This window comes from Stenotrophomonas africana (assembly GCF_013004645.1).
In the GTDB taxonomy this organism is placed as follows: Bacteria; Pseudomonadota; Gammaproteobacteria; order Xanthomonadales; family Xanthomonadaceae; genus Stenotrophomonas; species Stenotrophomonas africana.
Window position 1 is genome coordinate 15,831 of record NZ_JABEME010000006.1, and the last position, 18,596, is coordinate 34,426.

The 18,596-nt window shown below is 65.3% G+C and carries 18 protein-coding genes; 9 read left to right on the top strand and 9 right to left on the bottom strand.

Annotation, left to right across the window (positions count from 1 at the left end; translation table 11 throughout):
* Window positions 1–27: 27 nt before the first annotated feature.
* The 6 genes from HLA98_RS11860 to ykgO form a co-directional block, all read right to left on the bottom strand.
* Window positions 28–1,248, bottom strand: coding sequence for a TraB/GumN family protein (locus tag HLA98_RS11860; protein ID WP_129550537.1), 1,221 nt, complete (start codon window positions 1,246–1,248; stop codon window positions 28–30).
* Between the two features lie 4 nt (window positions 1,249–1,252).
* Complete coding sequence (locus HLA98_RS11865) at window positions 1,253–1,783, bottom strand: GNAT family N-acetyltransferase (RefSeq protein WP_057500701.1); 531 nt, start codon at window positions 1,781–1,783, stop codon at window positions 1,253–1,255.
* 14 nt (window positions 1,784–1,797) lie between these two features.
* Entirely contained in the window at window positions 1,798–2,685 is an 888-nt protein-coding gene (locus HLA98_RS11870) for a carbon-nitrogen hydrolase (protein ID WP_006430958.1), read from the bottom strand.
* 225 nt (window positions 2,686–2,910) lie between these two features.
* Window positions 2,911–3,948, bottom strand: coding sequence for an agmatine deiminase family protein (locus HLA98_RS11875; protein WP_057500702.1), 1,038 nt, complete (start codon window positions 3,946–3,948; stop codon window positions 2,911–2,913).
* A 39-nt stretch (window positions 3,949–3,987) separates the two neighbouring features.
* On the bottom strand, window positions 3,988–4,287 hold the full coding sequence (locus HLA98_RS11880; protein ID WP_232015571.1) for a hypothetical protein: 300 nt from the start codon (window positions 4,285–4,287) through the stop codon (window positions 3,988–3,990).
* A 176-nt stretch (window positions 4,288–4,463) separates the two neighbouring features.
* The gene (gene ykgO / locus HLA98_RS11885; RefSeq protein WP_005409283.1) at window positions 4,464–4,589 is read right to left on the bottom strand and encodes a type B 50S ribosomal protein L36; all 126 of its coding nucleotides are present in this window, start codon (window positions 4,587–4,589) and stop codon (window positions 4,464–4,466) included.
* Window positions 4,590–4,786: 197 nt separating this feature from the next.
* Here ykgO and cmk point away from each other — a divergent pair, with 197 nt between their 5' ends.
* The 8 genes from cmk (at window position 4,787) to galU (ending at window position 13,071) form a co-directional block, all read left to right on the top strand.
* Window positions 4,787–5,464 (top strand): (d)CMP kinase, encoded by a 678-nt coding sequence (gene cmk, locus HLA98_RS11890; protein WP_049399452.1) that lies wholly within the window; start codon window positions 4,787–4,789, stop codon window positions 5,462–5,464.
* A gap of 198 nt (window positions 5,465–5,662) precedes the next feature.
* Window positions 5,663–7,348 (top strand): 30S ribosomal protein S1, encoded by a 1,686-nt coding sequence (gene rpsA, locus HLA98_RS11895; protein WP_049447857.1) that lies wholly within the window; start codon window positions 5,663–5,665, stop codon window positions 7,346–7,348.
* An 87-nt stretch (window positions 7,349–7,435) separates the two neighbouring features.
* Entirely contained in the window at window positions 7,436–7,741 is a 306-nt protein-coding gene (locus tag HLA98_RS11900) for an integration host factor subunit beta (RefSeq protein WP_005409286.1), read from the top strand.
* A gap of 75 nt (window positions 7,742–7,816) precedes the next feature.
* Window positions 7,817–8,101: a lipopolysaccharide assembly protein LapA domain-containing protein gene (locus HLA98_RS11905; protein ID WP_049447858.1), complete on the top strand. Its 285-nt coding sequence runs from the start codon at window positions 7,817–7,819 to the stop codon at window positions 8,099–8,101.
* Window positions 8,102–8,107: 6 nt separating this feature from the next.
* Window positions 8,108–9,286 (top strand): lipopolysaccharide assembly protein LapB, encoded by a 1,179-nt coding sequence (lapB, locus tag HLA98_RS11910; protein ID WP_049447859.1) that lies wholly within the window; start codon window positions 8,108–8,110, stop codon window positions 9,284–9,286.
* Window positions 9,287–9,289: 3 nt separating this feature from the next.
* Window positions 9,290–10,279 carry an MraY family glycosyltransferase gene (locus HLA98_RS11915; RefSeq protein ID WP_057500703.1) on the top strand — a complete coding sequence of 330 codons (990 nt, stop codon included), beginning with the start codon at window positions 9,290–9,292 and terminating at the stop codon, window positions 10,277–10,279.
* 3 nt (window positions 10,280–10,282) lie between these two features.
* The gene (locus HLA98_RS11920) at window positions 10,283–12,196 is read left to right on the top strand and encodes a polysaccharide biosynthesis protein (protein ID WP_049447861.1); all 1,914 of its coding nucleotides are present in this window, start codon (window positions 10,283–10,285) and stop codon (window positions 12,194–12,196) included.
* Entirely contained in the window at window positions 12,193–13,071 is an 879-nt protein-coding gene (galU, locus tag HLA98_RS11925; RefSeq protein WP_057500704.1) for a UTP--glucose-1-phosphate uridylyltransferase GalU, read from the top strand. The genes HLA98_RS11920 and galU overlap by 4 nt, the downstream gene beginning before the upstream one ends.
* A gap of 366 nt (window positions 13,072–13,437) precedes the next feature.
* On the opposite strand, the gene HLA98_RS11930 is transcribed toward galU, so the two are convergent.
* The 3 genes from HLA98_RS11930 to HLA98_RS11940 all read right to left on the bottom strand — a co-directional run bounded on the left by HLA98_RS11930 (window position 13,438) and on the right by HLA98_RS11940 (window position 17,815).
* A complete protein-coding gene (locus tag HLA98_RS11930; RefSeq protein ID WP_057500646.1) occupies window positions 13,438–14,646 on the bottom strand; it encodes an acetyl-CoA C-acyltransferase in 1,209 nt (402 codons plus the stop codon).
* Window positions 14,647–14,750: 104 nt separating this feature from the next.
* Entirely contained in the window at window positions 14,751–17,123 is a 2,373-nt protein-coding gene (locus HLA98_RS11935; protein ID WP_033834902.1) for a 3-hydroxyacyl-CoA dehydrogenase/enoyl-CoA hydratase family protein, read from the bottom strand.
* 26 nt (window positions 17,124–17,149) lie between these two features.
* Entirely contained in the window at window positions 17,150–17,815 is a 666-nt protein-coding gene (locus HLA98_RS11940; RefSeq protein ID WP_057500647.1) for a TetR/AcrR family transcriptional regulator, read from the bottom strand.
* 346 nt (window positions 17,816–18,161) lie between these two features.
* Here HLA98_RS11940 and ndk point away from each other — a divergent pair, with 346 nt between their 5' ends.
* Entirely contained in the window at window positions 18,162–18,587 is a 426-nt protein-coding gene (ndk, locus tag HLA98_RS11945; RefSeq protein ID WP_008265389.1) for a nucleoside-diphosphate kinase, read from the top strand.
* Window positions 18,588–18,596: the final 9 nt, after the last annotated feature.

Sequence of the window (18,596 nt, forward strand, 5' to 3'; positions counted from 1 at the left end):
AGCTTGGCTCGACGCTACACGGAACAATCAACCCGCCACCTTGCCCCACACCTTGAACGTGGTCAGCCACAGGCCGAGCATGCTGCCGATGTTGGTCAGCATGAAAGTCAGCACCACGCGCGTGACCCGATTGCGGTACCAGCCCTTCAGGCTCTGCGCGTCGTCGCGCAGCTTCAGGAAATCTTCGTAAGCCGGCTTGCGCAGGCGCGCTTCCACCAGCGCCGAGAACGCACCGGTCGGGATGCTCAGGCGGAACGGCTTGAACGGGGCCACTGCGATCGCAGTCAGGATGCTCAGCGGATGACCGCCGGCCAACAGGCAGCCCAGGCCGGCGAGGCCGCCGGTATACATCGCCCAGGTCGCCAGCAGTTCGGTGCCCACGCCCAGTCCGCCGCGGTAGAAGCCCACGCCGATACCGGTCGCCACGATCGCCAGGATGCCCAGCGTGAACCACGGAATGTTGCGCTTCTTCGGCACTGCTTCCAGCTCGGCGCGCAGCGGCGCCGGTGTTTCGGTGTCGGTTTCCAGGTAACGCGCCAGACCCGCAAGGTGGCCCGCACCGACAACCGCCAGCACTTCACGCTGCTGCGGGTTGTGTTCCTCGCGCAGGCGCGTGGCCATGTAGCGGTCGCGCTCGCCGATGATGGTTTCGTACAGCGCCGGGCTCTCGCTGGCGAACTCACCAAAGCTCGACTCCAGCATGTCGCCCTGCTTGAGCTTCTCGATCTCGTTCTCGCCCACTTCTTCCGACGAGAACAGGCCCGCGCCCAGCCCGGCAACCAGCTTCAGCTTGCCGAAGAAGCCCAGCCGTTGCGACGCACGACGGAAGGTCAGGCCGACCTCGCGATCGATCAGGTGCACCGGCAGGTCGCGTTCGCGCGCCAGTTCCACCGCGCGCTTCAGCTCGGCGCCGGGCTCGATGTCGAGCTGTTCGGCCAGGCGGCGCTGGTAGGCGGACAGGGCCAGGTTGGCGGCGAACAGGGCGACGCGGCCCTTGCGGATCACCTCGACCAGGTCGAGCTTGGCCAGCGTGTCGGGGTCGCTCAGCGCCTGCAGGCGCTGCGGGTCCAGTTCAACGGCAACGGCATCGAAGCGGCCGCTGTCGATGGCTTTCTCCACCGCCTCGACGCTGGCGCGGGATACGTGGGCAGTGCCCAGCAGGGTGTAGCGCACGCCGTCGCGTTCAACGACGCGCACCGGCTGGCCGGCGAACAGGTCGTCGCCGGTCTCGGGAAGGGTTTCGGTCATGGGTTCATTCATTGGAAGGTGCGGTGTCGGCGCCGTCGCCGAGCGCGCGCTGCATCTGCACGGTATCCAGCCAGCGGCCATGCTTGCGGCCGAGGCCACGGAACACGCCCACCAGCTCGAAGCTGAAGCGTTCGTGCAGCTTGATTGAAGCGGTATTGGTCGGTTCGCCGATCACCGCCACCATCTGCCGGTAGCCACGCGCCACGCAGGCGTCGATCAACGCCTGCAGCAGGCCGGTGCCAACGCCCTTGCCCTGGAACGCGGCATCGACGTAGACCGAGTTTTCCACGGTCCACTGGTAGGCAACGCGGGTGCGGTAAGTATTGGCGTAGGCATAGCCGGCCACCTGGCCGTCGATTTCGGCGACCAGGTAGGGAAAGCCGCGATCGATGATGTCGCGCATGCGGCGCAGCATCTCGGTCGCGTCCGGGATGTCGTACTCGTAGGTGTTGACGAAGTCGGTCACTTCCACCGCGTAGATCGCGGTGATCGCGTCGATGTCGGCCGGGCCGGCATCACGGATGAGGACGGCCATGCGCGGGCTCCGGCTCAGTCGATGTAGCGCTTGAGCAGGTCACCGTACGCGTCGATGCGGCGGTCGCGCAGGAACGGCCAGATGCGGCGCACATGCTCGCTGCGCTGCAGGTCGACATCGCACAGCAGAACCGTGGCATCGGTGCCGGCTTCGGCCAGGAACTCACCCTGCGGGCCCAGCACGTGGCTGTTGCCCCAGAACTGGATGCCCGACGCGCCCAGCGGTGAGGCCTCGTGGCCGACGCGGTTGCAGCTCAGCACCGGCAGGCCGTTGGCCACGGCGTGGCCGCGGTGGCTCAGCACCCAGGCGTCGCGCTGGCGGGTCTTCTCGTCCTGCACATCGTCCGGGTCCCAACCGATCGCGGTCGGGTACAGCAGCAGTTCGGCACCGGCCAACGCCATCAGGCGCGCCGCTTCCGGGTACCACTGGTCCCAGCACACCAGCACGCCAAGGCGACCCACCGAGGTATCGATCGGCGTGAAGCCGATGTCGCCCGGGGTGAAGTAGAACTTCTCGTAGAAGCCCGGGTCGTCCGGGATATGCATCTTGCGGTACTTGCCCAGCAGCGTACCGTCCTTCTCGAACACCACCGCGGTGTTGTGGTACAGGCCGGCAGCACGGCGCTCGAACAGCGAGCCGACCAGCACCACGCCATGCTGCTTCGCCAGCGCGCCCAGGCGCTCGGTGCTCGGGCCCGGAATCGGTTCGGCCAGGTCGAATTCGTCCACCGATTCGTGCTGGCAGAAGTACGGACCGTTATGCAGCTCCTGCAGCAGCACCAGTTTCGCGCCCTGCGCAGCCGCCTCGGCCACGCGTGCTTCGATCACCGCCAGGTTGGCGGCGGCATCACCGTGGTTGCGCTCCTGGATCAGGGCGACGGTAAGGGGGCTGCGCGAGTTCATGCGGGGCGTTCCTGCGGGGGAAAACCTGCATGTTAGCGCGGATGGGCAGCGACCGCGTGTCGCGCGCTGAATGGGCCGGTGTTGTAGAGCCGAGCCCATGCTCGGCTGCGTTCTGCTCCGGTTGCGCGAGCGCGCCAGCCGAGCGTGGGCTCGGCTCTACAAAAGGCCAGTCGAGCATGGCTCGACGCTACAGGGGGAGCGCCGGGCGGGGCCCGGCGTCATCCGTCAGGCCTTCAGCAGCCCTTCCGGCAGCTGCATGGTGATGCAGTGCAGGCTGCCGTTCTGCCAGATCAGCGAGCGGCAGGGCACCTGCACGATCTCGCGGCCCGGGTGCGCCTTCGCCAGCACATCGCGGGCCAGGTCGTCGGCTGGATCGCCATAAGCCGGCATCAGCACCGCGCCATTGACGATCAGGTAGTTCGCGTACGACGCGGCCAGGCGACGGCCTTCGTCGATCACCGGCTGTGCCCACGGCAACGGGAACAGGCGGTACGGCTGGCCGTCCTTGGTGCGCAGCGCCGCCAGCTCATTGCCCATCGCCTGCAGTTCGGCGTAGTGCGAGTCGCTCTCGTCGTCGCAGGCCTGGTAGACGATGCTGTCAGCCGAGGCGAAGCGGGCGAGGGTGTCGATGTGTGCGTCGGTGTCGTCGCCTTCCAGGTAGCCGTGGTCCAGCCACAGCACGCGGTCCTGCTGCAGCCAGTCGGCCAGGTCGGCGCTCAGGCTGGCGCGGTCGCGGTCCGGGTGGCGCTCGTGCAGGCACTTCCAGGTGGTCAGTAGGGTGCCTTCACCGTCGGTCTCGATGCCGCCGCCTTCCAGCGCGAACGGAATGCTGCGCACCGGGGCGTTGTTGAACACGCCGGCCTGGTCGAGCACGCCCACCAGCTGGTCATCCAGGGTGGCGTCGAACTTGCCGCCCCAGCCGGTGAAGCGGAAATCCAGCAGCTGGAACCCGCCATCGGCGCGGCGCAGGGTGATCGGGCCGGAGTCGCGCAGCCAGGTATCGTCGTAGGCCGCCGTGGTGAAGTGGACCTTGTCCATGTCGATGCGGTTGGAGCGCAGCCGCATCTCGGCGTAGGTCTCCACATCGTCGTCGGCCACGCAGATCAGCACCGGCTGGAAGCGGGTGATGGCCGCGACCAGGGCGATGTAGGTCTCTTCCACCTGGCCCAGGCGGTCGGCCCAGTCGGTGTCGGCGGTGGGCCAGGCAATCAGGACGCCGCTCTGGGCTTCCCACTCGGCAGGAAAACGAAGGGTCTGGTTCATGGTCTCGCTACACAGGCCCGCCCACGGCGGGTAAAGGGATCAACGGATCGGCGGTTTCGGGCCGATTTCGTTCGGGTCCGCCTGGTTGGCCACCACGTCGATCACCTTCTGCTTCTCGAAGTAGACGGTGAACTGCGGGTACACCCAGCGGTTGATGGTCGGCCATTGCCGCTTCTGCCCGCCACGCGGCTGCAGCTGTTCGCTCGGCGCGCCGAACTGCGCCTGCACCTGCTGCATGCTCTGGCCGCGCAAGGGCAGGGCACCGGCCGGCTTCTCGCGGGCACGGTCGACAAGCAGGGTATCGGCCATCGCCGGTGTGGCGGCGGCCAGGGTGGCCATCACGGCCAGGGCGGACAGGTAACGCTTCATCTCGATCTACTCCCCAGTGGTCAAGAAAGGCGATTACAGCAAAAACGGCAGGAAAAAGCCGCATAAACAAAAAACCGCCCGAAGGCGGCTTTTTGCATCGGGTCGGCCCCGCGTAGGGCCAGCCGCAGCCGCGAAGGCTGTTGGGCTTAGCGCTGACGCGCCTTGAAACGCGGGTTCGACTTGCAGATGACGAAGATCTTGCCACGACGACGCACGACCTTGCAGTCACGGTGACGGGCCTTCGCCGACTTCAGGGAGGACAGGACTTTCATGGCATACCTCGGCGTAAACAGTAGTTGTTCGGGTGGAGCGTGGCCGCGATATGCGAAAGACAATCGGCAGTTGACGCTCGTTCAAGCCCGCCATTCTACCGGGCTTTTCCTCGTGGTTTCAAGTGGTTGCACAAAAGATCCCGGTGGGGGCGTCTGACAGGGGCTAGAATGACCCCTTCACACGCTCTGGGAACCCCATGAATCCACTCGCTCCCGTCCTGACCATCGACGGCCCTTCAGGGGCTGGCAAGGGTACCATCAGCCGCATCATCGCGCGCCGGATGGGCTGGCATTACCTGGATTCGGGCGCGCTGTACCGGGCGGTGGGCGTGGCCGCGAGCTGGGCCGACATCGACACCTCCGATGCCTCGGCGCTGGTCCGCTGCACCTTCGATACCCACGTTCAGTTTGTCGAGCAGGGTGAAGCCATGCGGGTCATGGTGAACGGCACCGATGCCACCGACGAGCTGCGGCTGGAGACCACCGGGGCGCTGGCGTCGGCCATTGCCGCCATTCCCGAGGTCCGGGCCGCCCTGAAGGAGCGCCAGCGCGCATTCAGGGAGCTGCCCGGCCTGGTCGCCGATGGCCGCGACATGGGCACGGTGATCTTCAAGGACGCCCCCTACAAGGTCTTCCTGACCGCCAGTGCCGAGGAGCGCGCCGAGCGCCGGCATAAGCAGTTGAAAGACAAGGGGGTTTCTGTTAACTTTGATGACCTCCTGCGCGAGATCATGGCCCGCGACGCCCGTGATGCTCAGCGTACCGTGGCGCCTCTGAAGCCGGCAGACGATGCTGTCCTCATCGACACCACAGGCATCGGCATCGCAGATGTCGTTGCCAGAGTGATGGATCTGCTTCCGGTTCCGGCTGCCTGATCCGTTCGCGCGGGAGCACTGCCAGCAACATCGGTGGTGGTCGCGCATAGCAGTGCTGTACCAGCTCCGTCGCGCAATGATGCGTGGCGGTTTTCCTACTACACACGACCTGCGTTTCCGGGGTCGACCAACAGGCGGGCGGTCGCCATTCCCCTGAAGGGGACGCCACCGACCCATGTGTCCAACAGAGTAAATCTAATGACCGAATCATTTGCCGAACTGTTTGAAGCCAGCCAGGCCAACCTGGCCAAGCTGAAGCCGGGCGCCATCGTCAGCGGTACCGTTGTTGAAGTCCGCGGCGACGTCGTGGTGATCAACGCTGGCCTGAAGTCCGAAGGCATCGTGCCGATCGAACAGTTCCGTAACGACGCTGGCGAAATCGACGTCGCCGAAGGCGACATCGTCAAGGTCGCCCTCGACTCGATCGAGAACGGCTTCGGCGAAACCGTCCTGTCGCGCGAGAAGGCCAAGCGCGCGATGGTGTGGGACGAGCTGGAAGAAGCGTTGGAAAAGAACGAAACCATCACCGGTCGCATCAGCGGCAAGGTCAAGGGTGGTTTCACCGTGGACATCAAGGATGTCCGCGCCTTCCTGCCGGGTTCCCTGGTCGATGTGCGCCCGGTGCGCGATCCGGCCTACCTGGAAGGCAAGGAACTCGAGTTCAAGCTCATCAAGCTGGACCGCAAGCGTAACAACGTCGTGGTCTCGCGCCGCGCTGTCGTCGAAAGCGAGCACTCGGAAGAGCGCGAGCAGCTGATGGACAAGCTGCAGGAAGGCGCGATCCTGAAGGGTGTCGTCAAGAACCTGACCGACTACGGCGCGTTCGTGGACCTGGGCGGTATCGACGGCCTGCTGCACATCACCGACATGGCGTGGAAGCGCGTGCGTCACCCGTCGGAAGTCGTGAACGTCGGCGACGAGCTGGACGTCCGCGTGCTGAAGTTCGACCGCGAGCGCAACCGCGTTTCGCTGGGCCTGAAGCAGCTGGGCGAAGATCCGTGGGACAACATCGGCCGTCGTTACCCGGCCAACAGCCGCGTCTTCGGCAAGGTCTCCAACGTCACCGATTACGGTGCGTTCGTTGAGATCGAGCCGGGCGTCGAAGGCCTGGTGCACGTCTCCGAGATGGATTGGACCAACAAGAACGTCAACCCGTCCAAGGTTGTGCAGGTTGGTGACGAAGTCGAAGTGATGGTGCTGGACGTCGATGAAGAGCGTCGCCGTATCTCGCTGGGCATGAAGCAGGTTGCCGCCAATCCGTGGGAAACCTTCGCTGCCACCCACAAGAAGGGTGACAAGGTGTCGGGCCAGATCAAGTCGATCACCGACTTCGGCATCTTCATCGGCCTGGACGGCGGCATCGACGGCCTGGTTCACCTGTCCGACATCAGCTGGGCCACCACCGGCGAAGACGTCGTTCGCAACTTCAAGAAGGGCGATACCCTGGACGCCGTCGTCCTGGCCGTCGACCCGGAGCGCGAGCGCATCTCCCTGGGCGTGAAGCAGCTGGAGCAGGATCCGTTCGGCCAGTACATGGCTGCCAATCCGAAGGGCTCCAAGGTCGAAGGCGTGGTGAAGGAAGTCGACGCCAAGGGCGCCGTGATCGAACTGGCCGACGGCATCGAAGGCTACGTGTCGGCTCGCGACATCGCCAACGAGCGCGTTGACGACGCTACCCAGCACCTGAAGGTCGGCGACAAGGTCGAAGCCAAGTTCGTGGGCATGGACCGCAAGGGCCGCACCCTGCAGCTGTCGATCAAGGCCAAGGATGACGCGGAAATGCGCGAAGTGCTGGAGGAATACCAGTCCTCTTCGGCTTCCAGCGGCACCACCCAGCTGGGCGCGCTGCTGCGTGCGCAGCTGAACGGCAACAAGTCCGAGTAATCGGCCTTACGCTGTTTGTTGTTTCCTGGACGGCCCGGGCATTGCCCGGGCCGTTTCAGGCTGAGATGCCCCTGATGTGAGCCGGTGATGACCAAATCCGAACTGATCGAAATCCTTGCGCGCCGCCAGGCGCACCTGAAGGCCGATGATGTCGATCTGGCGGTGAAGTCGTTGCTGGAAATGATGGGCGGATCGCTGTCCGCCGGGGATCGCATCGAAATCCGTGGTTTCGGCAGCTTTTCGCTGCACTATCGTCCGCCGCGCCTGGGTCGCAACCCGAAGACCGGCGAATCGGTTGCCCTGCCGGGCAAGCATGTCCCCCATTTCAAGCCGGGCAAGGAACTGCGCGAGCGGGTCAGCAGCGTGCTGCCGCTGGACGCCGATCCGGCCTGAGCCCCGTCGCGCCACCGCGTGCGAATCCAGCCGCGAGTCGGATAAGCTACGGACTCCTGCCACTGGAGCTGTCGCATGAAGGTTTTTCGTCTGCTGGTCCTGCTGGCGGTCCTGATCCTTGGGCTGATCATTGGTGCGGTCAACATGACCGCAATGTCGATCAACCTGCTGTTTACCCAATTGAACACGTCCGTCGGTGTGGCGCTGATTGCTGCCCTGCTGATCGGTGTCGTGGTCGGCGCCGGTCTGGTGCTGGTGAGCGTGGTCATTCCGCTCTACAGCCAGTTGCGCCGCGCCAACAAGTCCGTGGCGGCCACCCCGGCCGCAGGCGTTTCCCCCCAATCTTTTGATGGACGTTGATCGAAGATGGATTTCGTCACCGAGTGGTTCTGGTTCTTTCTGTTCGTTCCGTTGGCTGCACTGGCCGGGTGGGTGATCGGACGGCGTGGCGGTCAACGTCACGGTGACAACCAGGTCAGCCGACTGTCCAGCACCTACTTCCGCGGTCTGAACTACCTGCTCAACGAACAGCCGGACAAGGCCATCGAGCTGTTCCTGCACATCGCCGAGCTGGACAAGGAAACCTTCGAGACCCAGGTCGCGCTGGGCCACCTGTTCCGCCGTCGCGGTGAAGTGGATCGCGCGATCCGCCTGCACCAGGGTCTGGTCAACCGCCATGACCTGAGCGATGCACAGCGCGTACAGGCCCTGCTGGCGCTGGGCGAGGACTACATGAAGTCCGGTCTGCTGGACCGTGCCGAGACCGTGTTCACCGAGCTGGCGCAGCTGGACCAGCGTGCACCGCAGGCGCTGAAGCACCTGATCGGCATCTACCAGGCCGAGCGCGACTGGGAAAAGGCGATCGACAATGCCACCCGCTTCGAAGACGTGACCGGCGAGCCGATGGGCAAGCTGATCGGGCAGTTCGAATGCGAGCTGGCCGAGCGTTTCCGCGGCGCCGGCAAGCTGGAAGAGGCGAGGGCGGCGATCGCTCGTGCCTACCAGGCCGATGCCATGTCGGTACGCGCGGGCATCATCGAAGGGCGCCTGGAGACGGATGCGGGCAACGCCGAAGCCGCCGTGCGTGCGTTCGAGCGCGCTGCCCGCAACGACCCCGAGTATCTGCCGGAGTTGCTGCCCGCATTGATGCAGAACTATCGCAAGGTCGGTGATCTCGGTGGCGCGCGTGCCTTCCTTTCGGAGATGACCGAGCACTACCGTGGCATTGCGCCGGTGCTGGCATTGACCCGTCTGATGGAAGAGCAGGAGGGCGTGGCCCCGGCCCGTGCCTACCTCGGTCGCCAGCTGAAAGATCGTCCGTCGGTACGTGGCGAGTCCGCGCTGATCGACCTGACGCTGGCCGAGGGCGCCGATTCCACCGCCACCCTGCACGACCTCAAGCACATCACCGATCAGCTGCTGGTGCGCAACCCTGCTTATCGCTGCACCCGCTGCGGATTCGGTGCACGCACTCACCACTGGCAGTGCCCGAGCTGCAAGGAGTGGGGCACGGTCAAGCCGCTGCTGAATTACGCGGTGCTCTGATCCATGCCGTGGCTCGTGATGGGCGCGCTGCTGGGGCTGGCCCTGCTGAGTGCGGCGCTGACGTGGGCTGCGCGGGGCTATGCCCTGCGCCAGCAGTTGATGGACCAGCCGGGCGAGCGTCGCAGCCATAGCGTGGCGACCCCGCGCGGCGGCGGCATCGCCATCGTCATCAGCCTCCTGGTCACTGCGGGCGTGGCGATGTGGATCTGGCCCGCAGCAATGCCGAGCCTGCTGCTTGTCAGTCTGGGACTGGTGCTGGTGGCGGGCATCGGCTGGTGGGACGACCACAGGCCGCTGCCGGCCATGCGCCGTCTGATGGTGCATTTCATTGCCGCCGCACTGCTGGCTGCACTGGTCAAGGTGCACGGTGGCAGCTGGCTGCTGGCCGTGCTGGTGCTGCTGTTCACTGCCTCGTTGATCAACATCTGGAACTTCATGGATGGCATCAACGGCATTGCCGCCAGCCAGGCTGTCGTGGTCGCGCTGGGCCTGGCGCCGGTGCTGCCCTGGCCGTATTCGCTTGCGGCCGTGGCCCTCGGTCTGGCCTGCCTGGGTTTTCTGCCGTTCAACTTCCCACGGGCGCGGATCTTCATGGGTGATGTCGGAAGTGGCGCACTCGGATATGCGGTTGCCGTCGTTCTTGCGATCGCAAGCCTGAAGACCGATATCCACTGGATCCTGTTGCTGGTGCCGGCCTCGGCGTTCCTCGTGGACGCAGGCTTCACGCTGCTGGCGCGCATCATTTCAGGGCAACGCTGGATGGAACCCCATACCCAGCACGTCTACCAGCGGGCGGTGCAGGCAGGAGCCAGCCATGCCCAGGTGACAGGGATGTACTTTGCTTTGGGCCTGTTCAGTATTACAGTGCTTAATGTCTGCTCGAATTTGCAGCCGAGGTGGGAGGCTGTCGTGGCGATCGCGTGGTTCATTGCGCTGAGCGCCCTCTGGCTCTTCCTGCGCAATGGATTGCGTCACCGACAAGGAACTACCTGACTTATGGCTTCACCCTGGCGGGACAGAATTCTCGGCCTGATGCCGCGTTCGGCCATCGTCTGCCACGACCTGTTCATGGTCTGGGCATGCTGGCAGCTGCTCCACGCGGGGCGGTACTCGATCCTCCCCAACGCGCCGGCGCTGCCCCTCTGGAATGTCGATACCACGCTGGTGCTGCTGCTGCAGGGCCTGGTGTTCTGGCGCGTGGGCCTGTATCGCGGCCTGTGGCGTTTCGCCAGCGTCAGCGACCTCCTGAACATCTTCAAGGCCAGCTTCATCGGCCTGGTCGGCATCGTGCTGGTACTGATGTGGAAGCGCTTCGATGGCGTTCCGATGTCGGTGCTGGTGATCTATCCGTTCGCGCTGTCGGCGCTGCTGGGAGCGCCGCGGCTGCTGTACCGGGCCTGGAAGGACTATCAGGCGCTGCAGTCGGATTCCAGCGCACGCCGGGTATTGATCCTGGGCGCCGGGCAGGCGGCTGAAACCCTGGTCCGTGACCTGCGCCGTTCCGGCAACTTCGAGCCGGTCGGTCTGCTGGATGATGCACCGCACCTGCGTGGCGCCAAGCTGCAGGGGCTGCCCATCCTCGGCAGCCTGGATGATGCCCCGGCAGTGGTCCGCGAGACCGCCGCCAAGCTGCTGGTGATCGCCATGCCCTCGCTGGACGCCGCAGGCATGCAACGGGTGGTTGCCATCTGTGAAAGCACCGGCGTGCCGTTCCGGACCGTGCCCAAGCTCAGCGACATCCTGCAGGGCCAGTCGCTGCCGGGCCAGCTGAAGGAAGTGGCGATCGAGGACCTGCTCGGCCGCAAGCCGATCACCCCGGACTGGAGCCTCATCCGAGGCTGGCTGGGCGGGCGTACCGTGATGGTGACCGGCGCCGGCGGTTCGATTGGTTCGGAGCTGTGCCGCCAGTGTGCGCGCCATGGCGCCGGCCGCATCATCCTGCTGGAGATGAGTGAACTGCTGCTGCTGACCATCGAGGGTGAGCTGCGCCGCAGTTTCCCCGATGTCGAGATCGAAGCGGTACTGGGTGACTGCGGTGACCCGGCGGTGATCCGCCATGCGCTGTCGCTGCATCCGGTCGATACCGCCTTCCATGCCGCGGCCTACAAGCATGTGCCGGTGCTTGAGCGGCAGCTGCGCGAAGCCGTGCGCAACAACATCCTGGCGACCGAGAACGTGGCGCGCGCCTGCCTTGAGGCCCGTGTCGAACATTTCGTGTTCATCTCCACCGACAAGGCGGTCGACCCGGTCAATGCGCTGGGTGCCAGCAAGCGCTACGCCGAGATGATCTGCCAGAGCCTGGACCAGAGGTCCACGCATACCCGTTTCGTCACGGTGCGCTTCGGTAACGTGCTGGCCTCGGCCGGCAGCGTGGTCCCGCTGTTCCGCGAACAGATCCTGCGTGGCGGGCCGGTGACGGTCACCGATCCGGAAGTCAGCCGCTACTTCATGACGATCCCCGAGGCCTGCCAGTTGATCCTGCAGGCGGCCGCCTCGGCATCGCACGGTGCGATCTACACGCTCGACATGGGCGAGCCGGTGCCGATCCGGCTGCTGGCCGAGCAGATGATCCGCCTGGCAGGCAAGCAGCCGTACAAGGACATCCCGATCATCTATACCGGCCTGCGTCCGGGCGAGAAGCTGCACGAGACGCTGTTCTATTCGGACGAAGACTACCGCGCCACCGCGCACCCGAAGATCCTCGAGGCCGGTGTACGCATGTTCTCGCGCGATCTGGTGCTGGGTAACGTGCCGCGCCTGCGCGAAGCGGTGTGCAGCTACGACACCGACACCATCAAGGAAGTCCTGTTCGCGACGATGCCGGAGTTCTCACCGATCGAACAGGATGCTTACATTTCATCCGCTAAAGTCGTGCCCTTTCCGGCACGTGAGGCCAACAGGCACCAATGAGCAAGCGAATTCGCAAGGCAGTTTTTCCAGTGGCAGGGCTAGGGACGCGCTTTTTGCCGGCAACCAAGACGGTGCCGAAGGAAATGCTGCCGATCATTGATCGTCCGCTGATCCAGTACGCTGTGGATGAAGCGATCGAAGCGGGCTGTGACACCCTGGTGTTCATCACCAACCGCTACAAGCATGCGGTTGCCGACTACTTCGACAAGGCCTACGAACTGGAGCAGAAGCTCGAGCGTGCCGGCAAGCAGGAGCAGCTGGAGCTGATCCGTCACGTGCTGCCCAACGGCGTGCGTGCGGTTTTCGTAACCCAGGCCGAGGCGCTGGGCCTGGGCCATGCGGTGCTGTGCGCCAAGGCCGTGATCGGTGACGAGCCGTTCGCGGTACTGCTGCCGGACGACCTGATCTGGAACCGCGGTGCTGGTGCGCTGAAGCAGATGGCCGATCTCAACGAAGCCAGTGGCGCCAGTGTCATTGCCGTTGAAGATGTGCCGCACGACAAGACCGCCAGCTACGGCATCGTCGCGACCGAGGCCTTCGATGGCCGCAAGGGACGCATTTCGCAGATCGTGGAGAAGCCGAAGCCGGATGACGCCCCGAGCGACCTGGCGGTGGTCGGACGCTACGTGCTGAGCCCGAAGATCTTCGAGCTGCTGGAGCAGACCGGCAGCGGTGCCGGCGGCGAGATCCAGCTGACCGATGCGATCGCGCAGCTGCTGAAGACCGAAGAGGTGGATGCCTATCGTTTCGAGGGCACCCGCTTCGACTGCGGCACGCACCTGGGGCTGGTGGAAGCGACGATCCGCTTCGCGCTGGACAACCCGAAGCTGGCCGGCCCGGCGCGGGAGAAACTGACGGCGATGTTGGCGGAATAAGGGTTTTGTCAAGCGCTCCGTGCGGCGCCTTGATTGATACGTGATGGGCGGGACGGGAAGGGCGGAATCAAGGGCAAGAGCACAAGCAAAAAAGGCAGCCGATGGCTGCCTTTTTTGCTTGTGGGGTTGCTTGTGGGGTCGGATCCCTTTGCGTAGCAAAGGGCTCTGACCCCAGCTCTTGATCCTGCCTTTGCTCACCCTTCCGCCGCGCGGAATGATGGATGGCACGGGTGGGTGAGGCTGACCGGGACTGTCAGCGGCATGGATGCCGCTGCCAAGCCCCCAGGGACGGGTTCACGGCGTGTCCCGGGCAGTCTCATCCACCCGGGCCCCACCGCCAGCAATCAGCCGGCAACGCTTTGAACCTTACAGCGCCTCGAAAATACCTGCTGCGCCCATGCCGGTGCCGATGCACATCGTCACCATGCCGTACTTCTGCTGGCGACGACGCAGACCGTGCAGCAGGGTCGCGGTACGGATCGCGCCGGTCGCACCCAGCGGGTGGCCCAGGGCGATCGCGCCGCCCAGCGGGTTGACCTTGCTCGGGTCCAGGCCGCAATCGCGGATCACCGCCAGCGACTGCGCGGCGAACGCTTCGTTCAGTTCAATCCAGTCCAGCTGGTCCTGGGTCAGGCCGGCCTGCTTCAGTGCCTTCGGGATCGCGGCGATCGGGCCGATGCCCATCACTTCCGGGCGCACGCCGGCCACCGAGAAGCTGACGAAACGGGCCAGCGGGGTCAGGCCGTAATCCTTGATCGCCTGCTCCGACGCCAGCAGCACGGCGCCGGCGCCATCGCTCATCTGCGACGAGTTGCCGGCGGTGACGGTGCCGCCGAACTGACCGTTGCGGAACACCGGGCGCAGCTTGGCCAGGCCTTCAGCGGACGAATCCGGGCGCGGGCCTTCGTCGGTGTCGGCGATCTTGTTGCGGGTGATGATGCGCTGGCCATCGGCCAGGTCCGGCAGGTGCGAGACGATCTCGTACGGGCTGATCTCGTCCTTGAAGTCTCCGTTCTGGATGGCGGCCATGGCCTTCTGGTGCGAGGCCAGGGCGAAGGCGTCCTGGTCTTCCCGCGAGACCTTCCACTCTTCAGCGACCTTCTCGGCGGTGATGCCCATGCCGTAGGCGATGGCCACGTGGTCGTTGTCGAACACGCTCGGCGCCATCGCAATCTTGTTGCCCATCATCGGCACCATCGACATCGATTCGGTGCCGCCGGCCAGCATCAGGTCGGCATTGCCCAGGCGGATCGCGTCGGCGGCCTGCGCCACGGCCTGCAGGCCGGAGGAGCAGAAGCGGTTCACGGTCTGTGCGGCGATGGTGTTGGGCAGGCCGGCCAGCAGCACGCCGATGCGTGCCACGTTCATGCCCTGCTCGGCTTCCGGCATGGCGCAGCCGATGATCGCGTCATCGATGCGGTTGACGTCCACGCCCGGGGCCTGGGCAACGACGCTGCGCAGCACGTGCGCAAGCATGTCGTCGGGGCGGGTGTTGCGGAACATGCCCTTGGGCGCCTTGCCAACCGGGGTACGGGTGGCGGCGACGATGTAGGCGTCCTGGATTTGCTTGGTCATTGCAGTGATCTCTCGAATAGGGTTTGTAGAGTCGAGCCATGCTCGACTGCCACATCAGGGAGTGCCGACCAACGGTCGGCACCCACCGGAAGCAGGGAGGGCGATCAGTTACGCAGCGGCTTGCCGGTCTTCAGCATGTGCGCGATGCGGGCCTGGGTCTTTTCCTGCTGGGCCAGTTCGACGAAGTGCTTGCGCTCCAGGGTCAGCAGCCACTCTTCGTCCACCAGGGTGCCACGGTCGACCTTGCCGCCGCACAGCACGGTGGCGATGCGCTCGGCGATCTCGTAGTCGTACGGGCTGATGAAGCGGCCTTCCAGCATGTTGACCAGCATCATCTTGAAGGTGGCGATACCCACGTCACCGGCGACCTGGATGCGGCGTGCCGGCAGCGGCGGACGGTAGCCCGCTTCGGCCAGGGCGCGTGCTTCGGCCTTGGCGATGTGCAGGGCCTCGTAGCTGTTGAACACCACCTTGTCGGTGCTGCGCAGCAGGCCCAGTTCCTTGGCGTTGACCGCCGAGTTGGACACCTTGGCCATCGCCACGGTCTCGAAGGTCTTCTTCAGTTCGGCGAACACGTCACCGCCCGGGCCCGCGGCCTGCGAGGCGCGCACGGCCAGTTCCTTCAGGCCGCCACCGGCCGGCAGCAGGCCGACGCCGGCCTCGACCAGGCCGATGTAGCTTTCCAGGAAGGCTACGGTCTTGGCGCTGTGCATCTGGAACTCGCAGCCACCACCCAGCGCCAGGCCGCGCACGGCGGCCACCACCGGCACCAGCGAGTACTTGATGCGCTGGCTGGTGCGCTGGAAGTTGGCAACCATTTCTTCGAACTGGTCGACCTTGCCGGCCTGCAGCAGGCCCAGCGCGCCGGCCAGGTCGGCACCGGCGGAGAAGGGTTCCTTCTGCTGCCAGATCACCAGGCCCTGGAAGTCCTTCTCGGCGCGGCTCACGCATTCCTGCAGGCCATCGAGCACCTGGTCGGACACGGTGTTCATCTTGGTCTTGAAGCTGACCACGGCGATGCCATCACCGTCGTGCCACATGCGCAGGCCGTCGTTCTCGAACACGGTCTCGCCCGGCGCGAACTTCTCGCCCAGCAGCGGATCGGGGAAACGCTGGCGCTGGTACACCGGCAGCGACGAGCGCGGCAGCTTGGCGTTGCGCGACGGGCTGTAGCTGCCTTCGGCGGCGTGCACACCATCGCGGCCATCGAACACCCAGTCCGGCAGCGGGGCGTTGCTCATGCTCTTGCCGGCCACGATGTCATCGGCGATCCATTGCGCCACCTGCTTCCAGCCGGCGGCCTGCCAGGTTTCGAACGGGCCCAGCGACCAGCCGTAGCCCCAGCGGATGGCCAGGTCGACGTCGCGCGCGGTCTCGGCGATGTCGGCCAGGTGGTAGGCGCTGTAGTGGAACAGGTCGCGGAAGGTCGCCCACAGGAACTGCGCCTGCGGGTGCTGGCTCTCGCGCAGCTTGGCGAACTTCTCGGCCGGGTTCTTGATCTTCAGGATCTCGACCACTTCCGGCGCGGCAGCGCGATCAGCCGGACGGTAGTCCTGCTTCTCCAGGTCCAGCACGACGATGTCCTTGCCGACCTTGCGGAAGATGCCGGCGCCGGTCTTCTGGCCCAGTGCGCCCTTGGAAATCAGCGCATCCAGCCACTTCGGCGACTTGAAGAACTCATGCCACGGATCGTTCGGCAGGGTGTCGCCCATGGTCTTGATGACGTGGGCCATGGTGTCCAGGCCGACCACGTCGGAGGTGCGGTAGGTGGCCGACTTCGGGCGGCCGACCAGCGGGCCGGTCAGGCCGTCCACTTCATCGAAGCCCAGGCCGAACTGCTGGGTGTGGTGGATGGTGGACAGGATCGAGAACACGCCGATGCGGTTGCCGATGAAGTTCGGGGTGTCCTTGGCGTACACCACGCCCTTGCCCAGGGTGGTGACCAGGAATGCTTCCAGGCCTTCCAGCACGGCGGCATCGGTGGTGGTGGCCGGGATCAGCTCGGCCAGGTGCATGTAGCGCGGCGGGTTGAAGAAGTGCACGCCGCAGAAGCGATGGCGCAGCTGCTCGGGCAGCACGTCGGCCAGCTTGTTGATGCCCAGGCCCGAGGTGTTGGAGGCCAGCACCGCGTGGTCGGCCACGAACGGGGCGATCTTCTTGTACAGGTCCTGCTTCCAGTCCATGCGCTCGGCAATGGCCTCGATGATCAGGTCGCAGTCCTTCAGCTGCTCCAGGCCGGACTCGTAGTTGGCCGGGGTGATGGCTTCGGCCAGCGACTTGCTGGCCAGCGGCGCCGGGCTCAGCTTGCCCAGGTTGGCGATCGCCTTCAGCACGATGCCATCGGCCGGACCTTCCTTGGCGGGCAGGTCGAACAGCACGGTGTCGACGCCAGCGTTGGTGAGGTGGGCGGCGATCTGGGCACCCATGACGCCGGCACCCAGCACGGCGGCGCGGCGGACTAGCAGGGAATTGGACATGGTGTAGGGCCTTTGTTGGTCAGCAGTTACTGGGTGGAATCAAGGGAAGCGGGCAGGGCGCTGGCGCGTGCGGCGGCGCGGAACCCGGCTTCGGCGAAATGGATCAGTTCGTGGGCGGCATGGGCACGATGCGCCGCTTCGGTGACACCGGCGGGACGCTTGATCAGCCCGAAGTCGGCCATGGCATAGGTGAGCGAGCCGGCCAGGAAATCCAGGCGCCAGTACAACTCCTCCTTGCTCAGGTCGGGCACGCATTCGCCGATGGCCTTGCCGAACGCACGCAGCACGTGGCCGTAGTGGTCGGACAGGAACTTGCGCAGGTTGTCGTTCTTCTCGGCGTAGGCGCGGGCGATCACGCGCACGAAGGCGCCGCCGTTCTGGCGGTCCTGGGCCAGCGCCAGCGCCGGCTCGACGAAGGCGGCCAGCACCGGGCGCAGTTCGCCGGGGTGTTCGCTGCGGGCGCGCTCCAGCTGCGCCAGGCGCGCGCCGGTCATCTCGTCCATGCGGCGGCGGAAGACTTCGTTGACCAGGTTTTCCTTGGAGCCGAAGTGGTAGTTGACCGCAGCGATGTTGACGTCGGCCTGGCTGGTCACCTGGCGCAGCGAGGTACCGGCGAAGCCATGCTGTGCGAACAGCTCCTCGGCCGCGCCGAGGATGCGGTCCTTGGTCGAGAAGTGGGCGGGTTTGGCCATCGGCGGGCGGACCTTAATCAAACGATTGTTTGATACTAGGACCAGACGGTAGCGTATGGCATTTTGCAGTGCAGCAAAACTGTGCAGGGTGGTCAGAATCCGCTCAGGTGGGTGAATGGGTGGGGCTGAACCTGTAGAGCCGAGCCCGCGCTCGGCTGCTCTTCGGCGCAAAGGCCAGCCGAGCATGGGCTCGGCTCTACAACAGGGCCACACGGCCCTCTACCACCCGGCCGCGTTATCTTTTACAATTCGCCTACGTTTATCAGGCTAAGCCCGCGTCCCGACGCGGGTTTTTTTCATGTTACCCTTCGGGCCATCAGCGGCCCGATTCCATTGGAGACATCCCATGGCGCTGGAGCGCACCCTTTCGATCATCAAGCCGGACGCCGTTGCCAAGAACGTCATCGGCGAAATCTACGCCCGCTTCGAGAAGGCCGGCCTGAAGGTCGTGGCCGCCAAGTACAAGCAGCTGTCGCGCCGTGAAGCCGAAGGCTTCTACGCCGTGCACCGCGAGCGTCCGTTCTTCAACGCGCTGGTCGAGTTCATGATCTCCGGCCCGGTGATGATCCAGGCCCTGGAAGGCGAGAACGCCGTCCTGGCCCACCGCGACCTGCTGGGCGCCACCAACCCGAAGGAAGCCGCTGCGGGCACCATCCGCGCCGACTTTGCCGAATCCATCGATGCCAACGCCGCCCACGGCTCGGACTCGGTCGAGAATGCCGCGATTGAAATCGCCTACTTCTTCGCCGCCACCGAAGTCGTCTCGCGCTGAGAGTAATGC